Below are 17,430 nucleotides of genomic sequence, written 5' to 3'. Positions count from 1 at the left end.
ATGCTGCTGACCCGGCTCGCCCAGGTGTCCCGGGAGGTGGCCGCCACCGCGGCCCGGTCCCGCAAGACCGCGTTGCTCGCGGAGCTGTTCCGGGAGGCGGAGGCGGACGACGTACCGATCGTCATCCCCTATCTGGCCGGGCGGCTGCCGCAGGGCCGGCTCGGTGTCGGCTGGAAGGTGCTTGGCCGGCCGGTCCCGCCGGCGGCCGGGCCCTCCCTGACCGTGCGGGAGGTCGACGCCCGCCTCACCGACCTGGGCAAGGTGTCCGGGCCAGGTTCACAGGCGGAGCGGGGCCGCATCGTCGGCGAGCTGATGGCGGCGGCCACCGAGGAGGAGCAGCGCTTCCTGCTCGGCCTGCTCACCGGGGAGGTCCGGCAGGGCGCCCTTGACGCGGTCGCGACGGAGGGGCTCGCCCGGGCGACCGGCGCGGACCCGGCGGACGTACGGCGGGCGGTGATGCTCGCCGGTTCGCTCCAGCCGGTGGCCGAGGCCCTGCTCGGTGAGGGCCCCGGGTCTCTCGACCGGTTCCGGCTCACCGTCGGCCGGCCGGTGCTGCCGATGCTCGCGCACAGCGCGTCCTCGGTCGCGGAGGCGGTGGAGAAGCTGGGCTCCTGCGTGGTGGAGGAGAAGCTCGACGGCATCCGGGTCCAGGTGCACCGGGACGGCGGCACCGTCCGCGTCCACACCCGCACGCTCGACGACATCACCGCCCGGCTGCCCGAAGTGACGGCCGCCGCAATGGAGTTGCGGGGTGAGCGGTTCATCCTGGACGGCGAGGTGATCTCCTTCGACGCCGACGGCCGGCCCCGGTCCTTCCAGGAGACGGCGGGCCGGGTCGGGTCCCGCACGGACGTGGCGAAGGCCGCCGGCGAGGTGCCGGTCTCCCCCGTCTTCTTCGACGCGCTCTCGGTCGACGGCCACGACCTGCTCGACCTGCCCTTCGCCGAACGGCACGCGCGGCTGGCGGAGCTGGTGCCCGAGCCGATGCGCGTACGGCGGACGGTGGCCTCGGGGCCGCAGGACATCGAGGAGGCGGAACGGTTCCTCGCCGAGACCCTGGCCAGGGGCCACGAGGGCGTGGTGGTCAAGGCTCTCGACGCGCCCTACAGCGCGGGCCGGCGCGGTGCCTCCTGGCTCAAGGTCAAGCCGGTCCACACCCTCGACCTGGTGGTACTGGCCGCCGAGTGGGGCCACGGCCGCCGTACCGGCAAGCTGTCCAACCTGCACCTTGGCGCACGCAACCCCGACGGCACCTTCGCCATGCTCGGCAAGACCTTCAAGGGCATGACCGACGCCGTGCTCGCCTGGCAGACCGAGCGACTGCGGGAGCTGGCGGTGCAGGACGAGGGCGGGGTGGTCCGGGTCCGCCCCGAACTCGTCGTGGAGATCGCCTACGACGGCCTCCAGCGCTCCTCCCGCTACCCGGCCGGCGTCACCCTGCGGTTCGCGCGCGTGGTCCGCTACCGCGAGGACAAACGCCCCGAGGAGGCCGATACGGTGGAGGCCCTGCTGGCGGCCCACCCGGAGGTCAAGCCGTGACGGTGCGTGCGACGAAGCGCAGCGCGGGTCTGCTGTTGTTCCGGCACACCGACGAGGGACAGGAGGTGCTGCTGGGGCACATGGGCGGCCCGTTCTTCGCGAAGAAGGACGCGGGTGCCTGGACCGTGCCCAAGGGCGAGTACGAGCCGGACGAGCCGGCCTGGGAGGCGGCCCGCCGGGAGTTCCAGGAGGAGCTGGGGCTGGCGCCGCCGGACGGGGAGGCCGTACCGCTCGGCGAGGTCGTGCAGAGCAACGGCAAGATCGTCACTGCCTGGGCGATCGAGGCGGACCTGGACCCCGCGTCGGTCAACCCCGGGACCTTCCGCATGGAGTGGCCCCCGCGGTCCGGGCGGATCCAGGAGTTCCCGGAGCTGGACCGGGTGGCATGGCTGGGCCTCAAACGGGCCCGCGAGGTGATCATCACGGCGCAGGCCGCGTTTCTCGACCGCCTGGCGGAGCACTCGGGCTGAACAGCGGCTCACGCGTTGCGCTCCACGCGGGCGCGCGCGAAGGTCGAAACAAGCCCGCTCCCAGGGAGGTCAGCCATGCCCATCGCGACGGTCAACCCGGCGAACGGCGAGACGCTCAAGACGTACGAGGCCATGGGCGAGGAGGAGCTGGAACGCCGGCTCCAGCTCGCCGAGGCCACGTTCCGCACCTACCGGACGACCGCGTTCGCCGATCGCTCCCGGTTGCTGGACAAGGCGGCCGATCTGCTGGAGGAGGACCAGCAGGAGATCGGCCGCGTCATGACCACGGAGATGGGCAAGCCGGTCAAACAGGCCCGCGCGGAGGCCGCGAAGTGCGCCAAGGCGATGCGCTGGTACGCCGCGAACGCCGAGCGGCTGCTGGCCGACGAGGAGCCCGCCGAGTCGGACGTCCGGGACTCCGGCGCGTCCCGGGTGCGGGTGCGCTACCGCCCGCTCGGCCCGGTCCTCGCCGTGATGCCGTGGAACTTCCCGCTCTGGCAGGTGATCAGGTTCGCCGCGCCCGCGCTGATGGCCGGCAACGTGGGCCTGCTCAAGCACGCCTCGAACGTCCCCCAGACGGCCCTGTACCTGGAGGACCTGTTCCACCGGGCGGGTTTCCAGGAGGGCTGCTTCCAGACGCTGCTGGTCGGCTCCGGCGCGGTCGACGACATCCTGCGCGACGAGCGGGTGAAGGCGGCCACCCTGACGGGCAGCGAGCCCGCGGGCCGGGCCGTCGCCTCCACCTCAGGCGAGATGATCAAAAAGACCGTGCTGGAGCTGGGCGGCAGTGACCCGTTCGTCGTCATGCCCTCGGCCGACCTGGACCGGGCGGCCCAGGTGGCCGTGACCGCACGGGTGCAGAACAACGGGCAGTCCTGCATCGCCGCCAAGCGGTTCATCGTGCACACGGACGTCTACGACGCCTTCGCCGAGCGGTTCGTGGCGGGCATGAAGGCCCTGCGGATCGGCGACCCGCTGGAGGAGGAGACCGAGATCGGGCCGCTCTCCAGCGAGCAGGGGCGCAGCGATCTGGAGGAGCTGGTCGACGACGCCCGGCGCAGCGGGGCCGAGGTGCTGTGCGGCGGGCAGCGGCCGGACGGGCCCGGCTGGTACTACCCGCCGACCGTGCTCGCGGGCATCACCCGGGAGATGCGCATCCACCGGGAGGAGGCGTTCGGGCCGGTCGCCACGCTGTACCGGGCCGGCGACCTGGACGAGGCGGTGCTGATCGCCAACGACTCGCTGTTCGGACTCAGTTCGAACGTGTGGACGCGGGACGAGGACGAGGTGGAGCGGTTCGCCCGGGATCTGGAGGCGGGTGGTGTGTTCGTGAACGGGATGACCGCCTCCCACCCGGCGTTCCCGTTCGGCGGCGTGAAGCGCTCGGGGTACGGGCGTGAGCTGTCCGGGCACGGAATCAGGGAGTTCTGCAACATCACCACGGTTTGGCAGGGTGCGTGAGGGGTGCGCGGCTACCATCCCCTTTTGTGAACCGCGAAGTGACCCTGCCTCTGATCGTCGACGACCGCGGTACCTTGCAGGTGGCCGCGGCCGACGTGAGTAAGTTGTTGCGGACCGTCGGCGGACGCTGGCTGCATCTCGTCGAGGCGGGGGAACAGGGGCTCGACGAGGACACCGTCGCCGCCCTGACCATCGAGCTGGCGAAGCTGGCGGACCGCATCGACGTGGCGTGCATCGCCCACAGCAGCGGGGCTCCGTGAGCTCACCCGTGCGGCCGTAGCGGGTGCGCGGCCTCAGGCACACCTCGTCACAACGTCCCTTCCAGCGAACGTAGTTGCTGGACAGGCACTCCTCGGCTCCTTCGAGGGTCAGGGGCGGACGACCCTGCGGCGGCGGCCCGCCCGCCGGTCCCCGTCCCCCTCCTCCCTCCTCCCCCGTCCCCCGTCTCCCCCACCCGCCGCCGAGCCGGCGGAGCCGGAGGGCCGCCCCTGAGCGCCCGGTCCGCTGCGCCGGACGCTCCGCTCGGCCAGGACCGTCCCCCCGCCGCCCGGACCCTCGGCGCTCCCGATGCCCTTGGGGGTGCCCGGCCGACTTCGGCGCGCGGCGTCCCGGACGCGATCGCCCGGCCTGGATGCGAGTGCCGTGACGGCCGTCCCCAACAGGCCCTTCGCCGTAACGGCGGTCCCGGCGTTTTCCCTCGTCCGGCCGCGAAAGTCGCCCTTCGAGCCCGACCCCGCGTCCCCGATTCGGAGTAATCCAACGCGAAGTCATCGGCCTCCCGGGTGACGGTGGGTGCAGCACCTCCTGAGGTGAACCACCTTCTGGGCCGGTGGGCGAAGGCCCTCCGGAAAGCGGAAAGCAGGGACGGTTCATGGCGACTTTGTGCAGACCCTCGGTATCGGTCCCGGAGCACGTGATCACGATGGAGGAGACGCTGGAGCTGGCGCGCTCCCGCCACGAGGACCACCCTCAACTGCCGCTCGCACTGCGGCTGATCGAGAACACGGGCGTGAAGACCCGGCACATCGTGCAGCCCATCGAGGAGACCCTCAAGCACCCGGGATTCGAGGACCGCAACAAGCTCTACGAGGCCGAGGCCAAGGCCCGGGTCCCGGCGGTGATCCAGCGGGCCCTCGACGACGCGGAGCTGCTCACCACCGACATCGACGTGATCATCTACGTCTCGTGCACGGGCTTCATGATGCCCTCGCTCACGGCGTGGCTGATCAACGAGATGGACTTCGACAGCACCACCCGGCAGCTCCCGATCGCCCAGCTGGGCTGCGCGGCAGGCGGCGCGGCGATCAACCGTGCGCACGACTTCTGCACGGCCTACCCGAACGCCAACGCGCTCATCGTGGCCTGCGAGTTCTGCTCGCTGTGCTACCAGCCCACCGACCTCGGCATCGGCTCGCTCCTGTCCAACGGCCTGTTCGGCGACGGCATCGCGGCCGCCGTGGTCCGCGGCAACGGCGGCACCGGCGTCCGGCTGGAGCGCAACGGCTCGTACCTCATCCCGAAGACCGAGGACTGGATCGCGTACGACGTCCGGTCCACCGGCTTCCACTTCCTGCTGGACAAGCGGGTGCCGACGACCATGGAGCCGCTCGCCCCCGCGCTGAAGGACCTGGCGGGCACGCACGGCTGGGACGCGTCCGACCTGGACTTCTACATCATCCACGCGGGCGGGCCCCGAATACTCGACGACCTCAGCAAGTTCCTGCAGGTCGACCCGCACGCCTTCCGGTTCAGCCGGTCCACGCTCACCGAGTACGGCAACATCGCCAGCGCCGTCGTCCTGGACGCGCTGCGCCGGCTGTTCGAGGAGGGCGGCCCCGAGGACCGGGCGCGCGGACTGCTCGCCGGCTTCGGACCCGGCATCACCGCCGAGATGACGGTGGGCCGCTGGGTCAGCGACGGGAACTCGCGATGACCGAGGAGAGCACGCTCACCGAGAGCCCGCCCCCGGTCAGGCAGTGGCCCGTGGCCGACCTGACCGGGACGGACTTCGACCCGGTGCTGGCGGAGCTGATGCGGGAGGGCCCGGTCACCCGCATCCAGCTGCCCAACGGCGAGGGCTGGGCGTGGCTGGTCACCCGGTACGAGGACGTGCGCGCGGTGGCGAACGACCCCCGGTTCGGCCGGGAGGCGGTCATGGAGGCGCCGGTCACCCGGCTCGCCCCGCACTTCATCCCCGACCGGGGTGCGGTCGGCTTCCTCGATCCGCCCGACCACACCCGGCTGCGCCGCTCGGTCGCCGCCGCGTGCACGGCCAAGGGCGTGGAGCGCATCCGCGACAAGGCGCGCGGCGTGCTGGACGAGCTGGTCGACGAACTCCTCCAGGACGGCCCGCCCGCCGATCTCACGGCGGCGGTCCTCAGCCCGTTCCCGATCGCGGTGATCTGCGAGCTGATGGGTGTCCCGGCCTGCGACCGGCACGACATGCACTCCTGGACCCAGCTCATCCTGTCCTCCGCGCACGGCAAGGAGGTCAGCGAGAAGGCCAAGCGCGAGATGAGCGCCTACTTCTCCGACCTCGTCGGCCTGCGGGAGAACAGCACGGGCGAGGACGTGGCCTCACTGCTCGGCGCCGCCGTGGGCCGGGAGGAGGTCACCCTGGAGGAGGCCGTCGGACTCGCCGTCCTCCTCCAGATCGGCGGCGAGGCGGTCACCAACAACAGCGGGCAGATGTTCTACCTGCTGCTGTCCCGCCCCGATCTCGCGGAGCGGCTGCGCGCCGAGCCGGAGATCCGCCCCCGGGCGATCGACGAGCTGCTGCGCTACATACCGCACCGCAACGCGGTCGGGCTGTCCCGGATCGCCCTGGAGGACGTGGAGATCAGCGGGATCCGGATTCGCGCGGGCGATCCCGTCTACGTCTCCTACCTGGCCGCCAACCGCGACCCGGAGGTCTTCCCGGACCCGGAGACGATCGACTTCTCCCGCAGCCCCAACCCGCACGTGGCCTTCGGCTTCGGCCCGCACTACTGCCCGGGCGGTCAGCTCGCCCGGCTGGAGTCCGAGCTGCTGGTCGACGCCCTGCTGGACCGGGTGCCCGGCCTGCGGCTGGCCGTCCCGCCGGACCAGGTGCCCTTCAAGAAGGGCGCGTTGATCCGCGGGCCCGAGGCCCTGCCCGTGACGTGGTGAGCGGACCATGACGACGACCGAAGGACTCTCGGCCCAGGCGGATCCGCCGGGCCGGGAGACGGACCCCACCGAGGGCCTGCTGGTGCCGCCCGGCCACGGCCGGGTCGTCGAGACGGCCGCCCAGCGGGTGACCTTCAAGGTCACCGGTACGCACTCACGGATGGCCTCCACCTTCGAGGTGGAGGTCCCGCCGGGCTTCGACGTCGGCGCCCACGTGCACACGCGCAGCGAGGAGTTGTTCTACATCCTGGAAGGCGAGCTGGACGTCCTCGCCTTCGAGCCGCGCATCCGGACCCCTGACAACTGGCAGAGATGGGAGTCGAGTTCGGGCAGCCGCGTGGTCCGGGCGACCCCGGGCACGGTGATCGTCGTACCGCCCGGCTGCCCCCACGCGTTCGCGAACCCGACGGACACGCCGGCGAAGATGTTCTTCCAGGCGAGCCCGCCCCCGGACCACGAGCGCTACTTCGAGGAGCTGCTGGAGATCCTGCGCGACGGCGGCCCGCCGGACCAGGAGGCCATCGAGGCACTGCGGAGGAAGTACGACATCCAGCAGCTGACTCCGCTCAGGCACCGGTGATGCCGTGAGGGGCGGGTCCCACCGCGGACCCGCTCCCCCACGATGCCGTCAGCGGATCGGCATGCCCGCCAGCGTGCGGGCGATGACGAGGCGCTGGATCTCGCTCGTCCCCTCGAAGATCGTGTAGATCGCGCTGTCCCGGTGCATCCGCTCGACCGGATACTCGCGGGTGTAGCCGTTGCCGCCCAGGATCTGGATCGCCTGCGCGGTGACCTTCTTCGCGGTCTCGCTCGCGAACAGCTTGGACATGGAGCCCTCGGCGGCGGTGAACGGCCTGCCGTTGACCGCCATCCACGAGGCCCGCCACACGAGCAGCCGGGCGGCGTCGATCTGCATCCGCATGTCGGCCAGCTGGAAGGCGACGCCCTGGTTGTCGATGATCGGCCGGCCGAACTGCTCACGGGTCGTGGCGTACTCGAGGGCCACCTCGTACGCGGCCCGGGCGGTGCCGACGGCCATGGCACCCACGGCCGGCCGCGACGCCTCGAACGTCGCCATCGCGGCGTTCTTCACCCGCTCCCCGCCCGCCTTCGCCTTCTCCCGGGCCCGGGCGAGGCGCTCGTCGAGCTTCTCCTTCCCGCCGAGGAGGCAGGAGCCGGGGACGCGGACGTCGTCCAGGACGACCTCGGCGGTGTGCGAGGCGCGGATGCCGTGCTTCTTGAACTTCTGGCCCTGGGCGAGACCCGGGGTGCCCGGCGGGACGATGAAGGACGCGTGGCCCTTGGAGCCCAGCTCCGGGTCGACCACGGCGACGACGACGTGGACGTTGGCGATGCCGCCGTTGGTCGCCCAGGTCTTCGTGCCGTTGATCACCCACTCGTCCTTGGCCTCGTCGTACACGGCACGCGTGCGCATGGAGGCGACGTCGGAGCCGGCGTCGGGCTCGGAGGAGCAGAACGCTGCCACCTTGACGTCGTTCTGGTCGCCGTACATCTGGGGGATCCAGGTGCCGATCTGTGCCTCGGTTCCGTTGGCGAGAACGCCCACCGCGGCGAGGCCCGTGCCCACAATGGAGAGGGCGATGCCCGCGTCGCCCCAGAACAGCTCCTCCATGGCCATCGGGATACCGAGACCGGTGGGGTCGAAGTACTGCTGAGCGTAGAAGTCGAGGGAGTAGATGCCTACCTTCGCCGCCTCCTGGATGACCGGCCAGGGAGTCTCCTCACGCTCGTCCCATTCGGCGGCCGCGGGGCGGATGACGTCGGCGGCGAAGCCGTGCAGCCAGTCCCGGACCTCCTTCTGTTCGTCGTTGAGCTCCATGGTGAACTCGGCCATGTCCCCTCCAGCGGCAGTGCGTGTTACTAGCGGTAACCCGAGTCTGTTACCGACGGGTAGGAAAAGTCAACCGCCGATGACGCCTCGGCATCCCGTTCGATGTCAGGGGCACAGTCAGTGTTAGTTTGCGCTGGCGTCACCGAATCAGCACGGGTGGGGAGAGCACATGGACACCACACAGCGGACGGACCAGCAGCGGTCCGCGGACCGCCGACGGCGCGAGCTGCTGGAGGCCGCCGACCGCGTGGTGCTGCGCGACGGCCCGCAGGCGTCGATGAACGCGATCGCGGCGGAAGCGGGCATCACGAAGCCCATCCTCTACCGCCACTTCGGCGACAAGGGCGGACTTTACGCGGCGCTTGCCATGCGGCACACCGACGCCCTGCTCGGCTCCCTGCGGGCGGCGCTGGACGCCCCCGCCGAGCGGCGGGAGCGGGTCGAGTCCACGCTCGACACCTACCTCGCCGCGATCGAGGCACGACCGCAGGTGTACCGGTTCCTGATGCATCCGTCGGAGGGCAGCGCCGGCGGCGACCAAGGCTTCGACGTCGGCAAGCACAGCGCTCCGCTGCTGCGGCGGATGGGCGAGGAACTGGCCCGGGTCATCGAGGAGCGGGTGGACCTCGGACCCGGCAGCCAGCAGCTCGCGCGGGTGTGGGGCCACGGGATCGTCGGGATGATGCACGCGGCCGGCGACTGGTGGCTGGGCGAGCGGCCGTGTTCCCGCGCCGAGTTGGTTCGTTCCCTCGCCGATCTGCTGTGGGGGCGGCTCGCGGCGGCCGGGGACAAGGTGGGCGGCCCGGGGTTCTGAAGCGTCCCGCGGTCGGGCGGGAGCCGGTGCGGGCCCGTCCCGCCCGAGCCGCGCGCGGACGCGGCCCGGCGCCCGCCCGGGTGACTCACCTCACCGGTGCCAGGAGGCCCGGGAGACCTGCCGCGCCAGTCTGCGCTTCCGACGACCCGTGAGGTGATCGGCGTACACCGTGCCCTCCAGGTGGTCGCACTCGTGCTGGAGGCACCTGGCGAAGAAGCCCGTGCCGTGCACGGTGACCGGCTCCCCCGTCACCGTGAAACCCTCGACGACCGCGTGGTCGTACCGTTCGGTACCCGCCTCCAGGCCGGGCAGGGACAGGCAGCCCTCCGGGCCGCGGATCACCACGCCGTCCTTCTCCACCAGGCGGGGGTTCACCACGTGACCCAGGTGACGCACGTCCTCGTCGTCGGGACAGTCGTAGACGAACACCCGCAAAGGGACGCCGATCTGATTCGCGGCCAGACCCACCCCCCGCGCCGCGTACATCGTGGCGAACAGGTCCTCCACGAGCGCCGCCAGGTCGGGGCCGAAGTCGGTGACCTCCCGGCACCGCTCGCGCAGTACCGCGTCTCCGAGCAAGGTGAGAGGCCGGACGCGCCCGTGGGCGCCCGGGATCGTGCCGTGTCGCATGGCGGCAAGGGTACGGTTCGTTCAGCTCAAGCCCGCCGCCGGAGGCATGGGCCGGGATTCGGGTGTGCGAATGGATCTCGATAGGCTGAGGTTCACACCACGCTGCCGGATGGCCTGAGGCGCGGCGCGTACGCAAGGAGGATCGAGAACTGATGGCAGGCAACTCGGACCCGCTCTCGCCGCGGGCCAAGCTGGCCGTGACCGCGGGCAAGGCGGTCGCTGCGGCATCGCGCGCCGCGGGACGGGGCAGCGGGTCGGTGATCGGTGGCCGGGTCGCACTGAGGCTCGACCCCGACCTTCTCGGGCGGCTGGCCCAGAACCTGGACGTCGTCCTGGTGTCGGCCACCAACGGCAAGACCACCACCACCCGGCTCATCGCGGAGGCTCTGCGCGCCGCCGGCCCGGTCGTCTCGAACGCGCTCGGCGCCAACATGCCGGCCGGCATCACCTCCGCCCTCGCGGGCGGCTCGGAGTCGAAGTTCGGCGTCATCGAGGTCGACGAGAAGTACCTGGCGGGCGTGGCGCGGGACACCAGCCCCAAGTGCATCGCCCTGCTGAACCTCTCCCGCGACCAGCTGGACCGCGCGGCCGAGACCCGCATGCTCGCGGAGAACTGGCGTGAGGGTCTCGCCGGGTCGAAGGCCGTGATCGTCGCCAACTGCGACGACCCGCTGGTGGTGTGGGCCGCCTCCTCCTCCCCGAACGTGATCTGGGTCGCGGCCGGGCAGATGTGGAAGGACGACGCCTGGTCCTGCCCGTCGTGCGGCGGCGTGATGCAGCGCCCCGGCGACGACTGGTTCTGCGGCGAGTGCGGCTTCCGCCGGCCGACGCCGACCTGGGCGCTGTCCGGGGACCACGTGCTGGACCCGCACGGCTCCGCCTGGCCGATCCACCTCCAGCTGCCGGGCCGCGCCAACAAGGCCAACGCGGCCAGCTCCGCGGCCGTCGCCGCCGTCTTCGGAGTGCCGCCGCAGGTCGCCCTGGAGCGGATGTACCAGGTGCAGGCCGTGGCCGGCCGGTACGACGTCGTCCAGTTCCAGAACCGCGACCTGCGGCTGCTGCTGGCCAAGAACCCGGCCGGCTGGCTGGAGACGTTCTCCCTGATCGACCCGCCGCCCGCGCCGGTCATCCTGTCCGTGAACGCCCGTGGGGCCGACGGCACCGACACCTCCTGGCTGTGGGACGTCGACTACACCCGGCTGACCGGCCACCCGATCTTCGTGATCGGCGACCGGAAGCTGGACCTGGCCGTCCGCCTGGAAGTGGCCAACCAGCACTTCCAGGTCTGCGACGACCTCGACCAGGCCGTGCAGATGTGCCCGCCCGGACGGATCGAGGTCATCGCGAACTACACCGCGTTCCAGGACCTGCGCCGCCGCGTCGGCAACTGATCTTCGAAGGGCGATCACTCATGAGCGACAACCAACTGCGGCTGGTGTGGATCTACCCGGACCTGCTGAGCACCTACGGCGACCAGGGCAACGCCCTCGTCGTGGAGCGCCGGGCCCGGCAGCGCGGTCTGGACGTGGCCCGTCTCGACGTGCGCAGCGACCAGCCGATCCCGACCTCCGGCGACATCTACCTGATCGGCGGCGGCGAGGACCGGCCGCAGCGGCTCGCGGCCGAGCGGCTGCGCCGCGACGGCCATCTCCAGCGTGCGGTGCAGAACGGCGCGATCGTCTTCTCCGTCTGCGCCGGCTACCAGATCCTCGGCCACGAGTTCATCAACGACCTCGGGCAGCGCGAGCCGGGCCTCGGCCTGCTCGACGTGGTCTCGGTGCGCGGCGAGGGCGAGCGGTGCGTCGGTGACGTGCTGGCGGACATCGACCCGCAGCTCGGGCTGCCCCCGCTGACCGGCTTCGAGAACCACCAGGGCGTCACGCAGCTCGGTGCCTCGGCCCGCCCGTTCGCCCGCACCCGCATCGGCAAGGGCAACGGCACCGGGGACGGCACGGAGGGCGCGTACAACGGGACGGTCTTCGGCACCTACATGCACGGTCCGGTGCTGGCCCGCAACCCGCAGATCGCCGACCTGCTGCTGAAGCTGGCGCTGGACGTCAACGCGCTGCCGCCGATCGACGACCGCTGGTACGAGGCGCTCCGCAACGAGCGCATCGCCGCTGCGCAGCAGCCCGCGTAGGTACGGGCGCGCAGCAGCCCGCGTGGCGTGATCACGGTGTGCTGAAGGCACCCTTCAGCACCTTCCGGCAGGCTTCGTGACGGGCCCGGCTGACGGCGCGTCTGCTCACATGTGCAGGCGCGTCCAGCAGGCGGACGCCCGCTACGGAGCCACCCCGTCCCGCCGGTAGGGTGGCCGGGAATCCGCCGGACAACGTGGTCCGGTCTCCCGGCCCACGTTGAGAAGGTAATCGGGCTATGCGCATTGGTGTCCTCACGTCCGGCGGCGACTGCCCCGGCCTGAATGCCGTCATCCGGTCCGTCGTGCACCGTGCCGTCGCCGACCACGGCGACGAGGTCATCGGTTTCCGGGACGGCTGGAAGGGCCTCCTGGAGTGCGACTACCTCAAGCTCGACCTCGACGCCGTGGGCGGCATCCTGGCGCGCGGCGGCACCATCCTCGGCTCCTCCCGGGTCCGTCCCGAGCACCTGCGGGACGGCGTGGAGCGGGCCCGCGGCCATGTCAGGGAGCTCGGTCTCGACGCGATCATCCCGATCGGCGGCGAGGGCACGCTGAAGGCGGCCCGCCTGCTGTCGGACAACGGCCTGCCCATCGTGGGCGTGCCGAAGACGATCGACAACGACATCGCCGTCACCGACGTCACCTTCGGGTTCGACACCGCGGTGACCGTGGCGACGGAGGCCCTCGACCGGCTGAAGACGACCGCCGAGTCCCATCAGCGCGTGCTGATCGTGGAGGTCATGGGCCGCCACACCGGCTGGATCGCGCTGCACTCCGGCATGGCGGCCGGCGCCCACGCCATCGTCGTACCGGAACGGCCCTTCGACATCGACGAGTTGACGAAGAAGGTCGGTGAGCGGTTCGAGGCGGGCAAGCGGTTCGCCATCGTGGTCGCCGCCGAGGGCGCCAAGCCTCGGCCGGGCTCCATGGAGTTCGACGAGGGCGGCAAGGACATCTACGGCCACGAGCGCTTCGCGGGGATCGCGCGGCAGCTGTCGGTCGAGCTGGAGCACCGCCTGGGCAAGGAGGCGCGGCCGGTGATCCTCGGGCACGTGCAGCGCGGCGGCACGCCGACGGCGTACGACCGGGTGCTCGCCACGCGGTTCGGCTGGCACGCCGTGGAGGCGGTCCACCGCGGGGAGTTCGGCCGGATGACGGCTCTGCGCGGAACGGACATCGTGATGGTGTCGCTGGCGGAAGCGGTCGAGTCCCTGAAGACGGTGCCCGTCGAGCGCTACGACGAGGCGGAGTGCGTGCTGTAGTCCAGCCGTGGACAACCCGCCCCCGGTCACGGTCGTGACCGGGGGCGGTTCTACTCTTGTGGGCGGACAGACGCGTACAACCCCCACGAATCAGGAGCCGGCGGATGGATCACAGCGGGCACGGCATGATGATGGATCTGCCGCCGTTCACGCTGGCGCGAGGGCTTGAGTGGTCGGCGGACCCCTTCTTCCTCCTCGCCTGTCTGGCCGGCCTGGCTCTGTACGGCTGGGGGGTCGTACGGCTGCGGCGGCGCGGGGACGCGTGGCCCGTCAGCCGTACGGTGTCGTACGTCGTCGGTGTACTCACCATCGCGCTGGTGATGTGCACCAGGCTGAACGACTACGGCATGGTCATGTTCAGCGTGCACATGGTGCAGCACATGGTGATCAGCATGCTGTCGCCGATCCTGATCCTCCTCGGCGCCCCGGTCACGCTGGCGCTGCGGGCGCTGCCGACCGCCGGCAGGGGCAGGAAGGGCCCGCGCGAGCTGCTGCTGGCGTTGCTGCACAGCCGGTACATGCGGGTCATCACCCACCCCGCCTTCACGATCCCGCTGTTCATCGCGAGCCTGTACGCGCTGTACTTCAGCCCGCTCTTCGACTTCCTGATGGGTTCCCGGACCGGGCACGTCGCGATGATGGTGCACTTCCTCGCGGTCGGTGTCGTGTTCTTCTGGCCGATCATCGGGGTGGACCCGGGCCCGCACCGGCCGGGGTACCTGATGCGGATGCTGGAGCTGTTCGCGGGCATGCCGTTCCACGCGTTCTTCGGCATCGCGCTGATGATGGCGTCGACGCCGATGGTGGAGACGTTCCAGAACCCGCCCGCCTCCCTCGGCATCGACGCTCTCGCCGACCAGAACGCGGCCGGCGGCATCGCGTGGGCCTTCAGCGAGATCCCGTCCGTGCTGGTGCTGATCGCGCTGCTGTTCCAGTGGTACGGCTCCGAGCAGCGGCAGGCCAAGCGCAAGGACCGGGCCGCGGACCGGGACGGCGACAAGGAGCTGGAGGCGTACAACGCCTACCTGGCTTCGCTGAACGCACGCGAGGGCTAGGCGGAACGCTTCCCGTCCGGGCATCCCGTACGGGCGGGAACCGGGGCACCATGGTGGGGACGGACCACGAGGAGGGTGTCGCGATGCCCGGTTCCACGAACGGCTCCACGAACGGCTCCACCAAGGCGATGGGGGCCCTCACGGTCGGCGGTCTCGTCGTCGTGACCGCCTACACGGTCGCTCTCGGCAGCAACGGCTGGCTGTGGTTCGGCTGGGTCGTCCTGGGGCTGCTGACACTCGCCATGGTCGTCACCCAGTCCTGAGGGGGCCCCGGCGGCAGGGCTGACCTACAGTGCCCGCATGAACAGCAGGACGCTCACGTTCGACGACCTCGACCGCAAGATCACCACCGCGCTGATGGCGAACGCCCGCACCAGCTTCGCCGAGATCGGGGCGGACGTGGGGCTGTCCGCGACGGCGGTCAAGCGGCGGGTGGACCGGCTGCGGGAGACCGGGGTGATCACCGGGTTCACGGCGACGGTGCAGCCCTCGGCGCTCGGCTGGCGCACGGAGGCGTACGTCGAGGTCTACTGCGAGGGCGCGGCCCCGCCGCGGCGCCTGGCGGAGGTGGTCCGCAACCATCCGGAGATCACCGCCGCCATGACGGTGACCGGCGGCGCCGACGCGCTGCTGCACGTGCGGGCGCGGGACGTGGAGCACTTCGAGGAGGTGCTGGAGCGGATCCGCACCGAGCCGTTCATCCGCAAGACGATCAGCGTGATGGTGTTGTCCCACCTTCTCCCGGAAAGCCCGGAAGCGGGCGCCACCCACGCGGCGCCGGAATGACCGCGATCATGCGCAGCGGTCGTGCGTCCGCCCTGCTCACAACGCAGCGATGCTGCGCGGGCGCGCAGCCTTTCGGGCTTGTCGCGGTGATCTGCGCTTCCTACCGTGGTGTCATCCCTCAGTGACACACTGGAAAGCGGAGGAAACCCTCTGTGTCCGAACATCGTGTGCCGCGCCACCGGCGCTTCCTCGTCTGCGAACCCGCACATTTCGCGGTGCAGTACGCGATCAATCCCTGGATGCATCCCGACCGGCCCGTCGACGTGGACCTCGCCCGTGACCAGTGGCAGGCGCTGATCCGCACGTACCGCGCCCACGGTCACACCGTCGAGTCCGTCGAGCCGGTCGCCGGCCTGCCGGACATGGTCTTCGCCGCGAACGCCGCGTTCGTGGTCGGCGGCCGGGTCTTCGGCTCCCTCTTCCACGCGCCGGAGCGGCGCCCGGAGTCGGTCCACTACGACACCTGGTTCAAGGCGGCGGGCTACGACGTGTACCGCCCCGAGTCGGTGTCGGAGGGCGAGGGCGACCTGGTGTGGACGGGCCGGTACGTGCTGGCCGGCACCGGGTTCCGCACCACCCGCGAGGCGCACCGGGAGGCGCAGGAGTTCCTCGGCCACCCGGTGATCGGCCTGACCCTGGTGGACCCGTACTTCTACCACCTCGACACGGCGCTGTTCGTGCTGGACGACGACAACATCTGCTACTACCCGGAGGCGTTCTCGGCGGGCAGCCGGGAGGTGCTGCGGCGGCTGTACCCGGACGCGGTGCTCGCCACCCGGGAGGACGCGATGGCGTTCGGCCTGAACTCCGTGTCCGACGGCCGCAACGTCTTCATCGCGCCCCACGCCGAGGCCCTCGCCGAGCGCCTGGCCGGCCACGGCTACGTCCCCGTCCCCGTCGACCTGTCGGAGTTCCACAAGGCCGGCGGCGGCATCAAGTGCTGCACCCAGGAGATCCGCTGATGACCGCACCCGCGCGCACGCGCACGTCCGCCGAGCTGATCCGTGCGGAGGAGCCCGTCCTCGCGCACAACTACCACCCGCTGCCCGTGGTGGTGGCCCGGGCCGAGGGCACCTGGGTGGAGGACGTCGAGGGCAAGCGCTACCTCGACATGCTCGCCGGATACTCGGCGCTCAACTTCGGCCATCGGCACCCCGCCCTGGTCGAGGCCGCGCACCGGCAGCTGGACCAGCTGACGCTCACCTCCCGCGCCTTCCACAACGACCGGCTCGCGGAGTTCGCGGAGCGGCTCGGGGAGCTGACCGGTCTGGACATGGTGCTGCCCATGAACACCGGCGCGGAGGCCGTGGAGAGCGGCATCAAGGTGGCCCGCAAGTGGGCGTACGACGTGAAGGGCGTCCCGGCCGACCGGGCGACGATCGTGGTCGCTGCGGAGAACTTCCACGGCCGGACGACGACCATCGTCAGTTTCTCCACGGACGAGACGGCCCGCGCGGGCTTCGGCCCGTTCACGCCGGGCTTCCGGATCGTGCCGTACAACGACCTGGCGGCGCTGGAGGAGGCCGTCGACGAGACGACGGCGGCGGTGCTGATCGAGCCCATCCAGGGCGAGGCCGGTGTCGTCATCCCGGACGAGGGCTATCTGGCCGGCGTGCGCGAACTGACCCGGCGCAAGGGCTGCCTGTTCATCGCGGACGAGATCCAGTCGGGCCTCGGCCGTACGGGCCGTACCCTCGCCGTCGAGCACGAGGACGTGGTGCCGGACGTGCTGCTGCTCGGCAAGGCGCTGGGCGGCGGCATCGTGCCGGTGTCGGCGGTGGTGGCCCGGCGCGAGGTGCTGGGTGTGCTGCACCCGGGCGAGCACGGCTCCACGTTCGGCGGCAACCCGCTCGCCGCGGCGGTCGGCACGGCCGTGGTGGGGCTGCTGGAGACCGGGGAGTTCCAGCGCCGGGCCGCCGAGCTGGGCGTGGTCCTTCGGGACGGGCTGACCGAGCTGGTCGGCCGGGGCGTGCTCGGCTTCCGCTCGCGCGGGCTGTGGGCGGGCGTCGACGTCGACCCGGCGATCGGCACCGGCCGTGAGATCAGTGAGCGGCTGATGCGGGAGGGCGTCCTGGTCAAGGACACCCACGGCTCCACGATCCGGCTGGCGCCCCCGCTGACCATCACGGCGGAGGAACTGCGCTCCGCGCTGGCGGCACTGGAGAAGGTGCTGGTCTGACGGATCCGCGAGCGGGGGCCGGTGCCGTGGGCGCCGGCCCCCGCCCGTGTGCCCGGCACGTGCCGGGCAGCCGCTTCAGCTCCTTGATCGGGGGG

General features: G+C 71.4%; 18 protein-coding genes. 16 read left to right on the top strand and 2 right to left on the bottom strand.

Translation table 11 applies throughout. The annotated features are described in order from the left end of the window. The 7 genes from BLW57_RS33295 to BLW57_RS33265 all read left to right on the top strand — a co-directional run bounded on the left by BLW57_RS33295 (position 1) and on the right by BLW57_RS33265 (position 7,197). Positions 1–1,539 (top strand): ATP-dependent DNA ligase, encoded by a 1,539-nt coding sequence (locus BLW57_RS33295; RefSeq protein ID WP_093479430.1) that lies wholly within the window; start codon positions 1–3, stop codon positions 1,537–1,539. Then, complete coding sequence (locus BLW57_RS33290; protein ID WP_093479429.1) at positions 1,536–2,009, top strand: NUDIX hydrolase; 474 nt, start codon at positions 1,536–1,538, stop codon at positions 2,007–2,009. The genes BLW57_RS33295 and BLW57_RS33290 overlap by 4 nt, the downstream gene beginning before the upstream one ends. Before the next feature lie 75 nt (positions 2,010–2,084). Next, a complete protein-coding gene (locus BLW57_RS33285) occupies positions 2,085–3,470 on the top strand; it encodes an NADP-dependent succinic semialdehyde dehydrogenase (protein WP_093479428.1) in 1,386 nt (461 codons plus the stop codon). A gap of 26 nt (positions 3,471–3,496) precedes the next feature. After that, positions 3,497–3,730: a DUF6213 family protein gene (locus BLW57_RS33280; protein ID WP_073894992.1), complete on the top strand. Its 234-nt coding sequence runs from the start codon at positions 3,497–3,499 to the stop codon at positions 3,728–3,730. A 611-nt stretch (positions 3,731–4,341) separates the two neighbouring features. Beyond that, positions 4,342–5,403 (top strand): type III polyketide synthase, encoded by a 1,062-nt coding sequence (locus BLW57_RS33275; RefSeq protein ID WP_093479427.1) that lies wholly within the window; start codon positions 4,342–4,344, stop codon positions 5,401–5,403. Then, the gene (locus BLW57_RS33270) at positions 5,400–6,617 is read left to right on the top strand and encodes a cytochrome P450 (RefSeq protein ID WP_093479426.1); all 1,218 of its coding nucleotides are present in this window, start codon (positions 5,400–5,402) and stop codon (positions 6,615–6,617) included. The genes BLW57_RS33275 and BLW57_RS33270 overlap by 4 nt, the downstream gene beginning before the upstream one ends. Positions 6,618–6,624: 7 nt before the next feature. Then, entirely contained in the window at positions 6,625–7,197 is a 573-nt protein-coding gene (locus BLW57_RS33265; RefSeq protein ID WP_176985810.1) for a cupin domain-containing protein, read from the top strand. A gap of 48 nt (positions 7,198–7,245) precedes the next feature. Here BLW57_RS33265 and BLW57_RS33260 read toward each other — a convergent pair whose 3' ends face one another. Next, positions 7,246–8,472 carry an acyl-CoA dehydrogenase family protein gene (locus BLW57_RS33260; protein ID WP_093479425.1) on the bottom strand — a complete coding sequence of 409 codons (1,227 nt, stop codon included), beginning with the start codon at positions 8,470–8,472 and terminating at the stop codon, positions 7,246–7,248. Positions 8,473–8,638: 166 nt separating this feature from the next. Here BLW57_RS33260 and BLW57_RS33255 point away from each other — a divergent pair, with 166 nt between their 5' ends. After that, positions 8,639–9,283, top strand: a complete 645-nt coding sequence (locus BLW57_RS33255) for a TetR/AcrR family transcriptional regulator (protein ID WP_093479424.1) — start codon at positions 8,639–8,641, stop codon at positions 9,281–9,283. A 90-nt stretch (positions 9,284–9,373) separates the two neighbouring features. Here the strand turns inward: BLW57_RS33255 and def are convergent, their stop codons facing one another. Beyond that, complete coding sequence (def, locus tag BLW57_RS33250; protein WP_093479423.1) at positions 9,374–9,913, bottom strand: peptide deformylase; 540 nt, start codon at positions 9,911–9,913, stop codon at positions 9,374–9,376. A gap of 152 nt (positions 9,914–10,065) precedes the next feature. Here def and BLW57_RS33245 point away from each other — a divergent pair, with 152 nt between their 5' ends. The 8 genes from BLW57_RS33245 to rocD all read left to right on the top strand — a co-directional run bounded on the left by BLW57_RS33245 (position 10,066) and on the right by rocD (position 17,335). Next, complete coding sequence (locus tag BLW57_RS33245) at positions 10,066–11,304, top strand: MurT ligase domain-containing protein (RefSeq protein ID WP_073895003.1); 1,239 nt, start codon at positions 10,066–10,068, stop codon at positions 11,302–11,304. 20 nt (positions 11,305–11,324) lie between these two features. After that, entirely contained in the window at positions 11,325–12,053 is a 729-nt protein-coding gene (locus BLW57_RS33240; protein WP_073895005.1) for a type 1 glutamine amidotransferase, read from the top strand. A gap of 236 nt (positions 12,054–12,289) precedes the next feature. Further along, the gene (locus BLW57_RS33235; protein WP_093479422.1) at positions 12,290–13,315 is read left to right on the top strand and encodes a 6-phosphofructokinase; all 1,026 of its coding nucleotides are present in this window, start codon (positions 12,290–12,292) and stop codon (positions 13,313–13,315) included. A 104-nt stretch (positions 13,316–13,419) separates the two neighbouring features. Continuing rightward, positions 13,420–14,370 carry a cytochrome c oxidase assembly protein gene (locus BLW57_RS33230; protein WP_093479421.1) on the top strand — a complete coding sequence of 317 codons (951 nt, stop codon included), beginning with the start codon at positions 13,420–13,422 and terminating at the stop codon, positions 14,368–14,370. A gap of 83 nt (positions 14,371–14,453) precedes the next feature. Beyond that, the gene (locus tag BLW57_RS33225) at positions 14,454–14,633 is read left to right on the top strand and encodes a hypothetical protein (RefSeq protein ID WP_176985809.1); all 180 of its coding nucleotides are present in this window, start codon (positions 14,454–14,456) and stop codon (positions 14,631–14,633) included. A 37-nt stretch (positions 14,634–14,670) separates the two neighbouring features. Then, positions 14,671–15,156 (top strand): Lrp/AsnC family transcriptional regulator, encoded by a 486-nt coding sequence (locus BLW57_RS33220; RefSeq protein ID WP_093479419.1) that lies wholly within the window; start codon positions 14,671–14,673, stop codon positions 15,154–15,156. Positions 15,157–15,308: 152 nt separating this feature from the next. Further along, positions 15,309–16,118, top strand: coding sequence for a dimethylargininase (gene ddaH / locus BLW57_RS33215; protein WP_073895012.1), 810 nt, complete (start codon positions 15,309–15,311; stop codon positions 16,116–16,118). Then, complete coding sequence (gene rocD, locus BLW57_RS33210) at positions 16,118–17,335, top strand: ornithine--oxo-acid transaminase (RefSeq protein WP_093479418.1); 1,218 nt, start codon at positions 16,118–16,120, stop codon at positions 17,333–17,335. The genes ddaH and rocD overlap by 1 nt, the downstream gene beginning before the upstream one ends. The last annotated feature ends 95 nt before the right edge of the window (positions 17,336–17,430 follow it).

Origin of the sequence: Streptomyces sp. 1222.5, from assembly GCF_900105245.1 — a bacterium.
Taxonomy (GTDB): Bacteria; Actinomycetota; Actinomycetes; order Streptomycetales; family Streptomycetaceae; genus Streptomyces; species Streptomyces albidocamelliae.
This window is presented reverse-complemented; position numbering and strand designations above follow the sequence as displayed.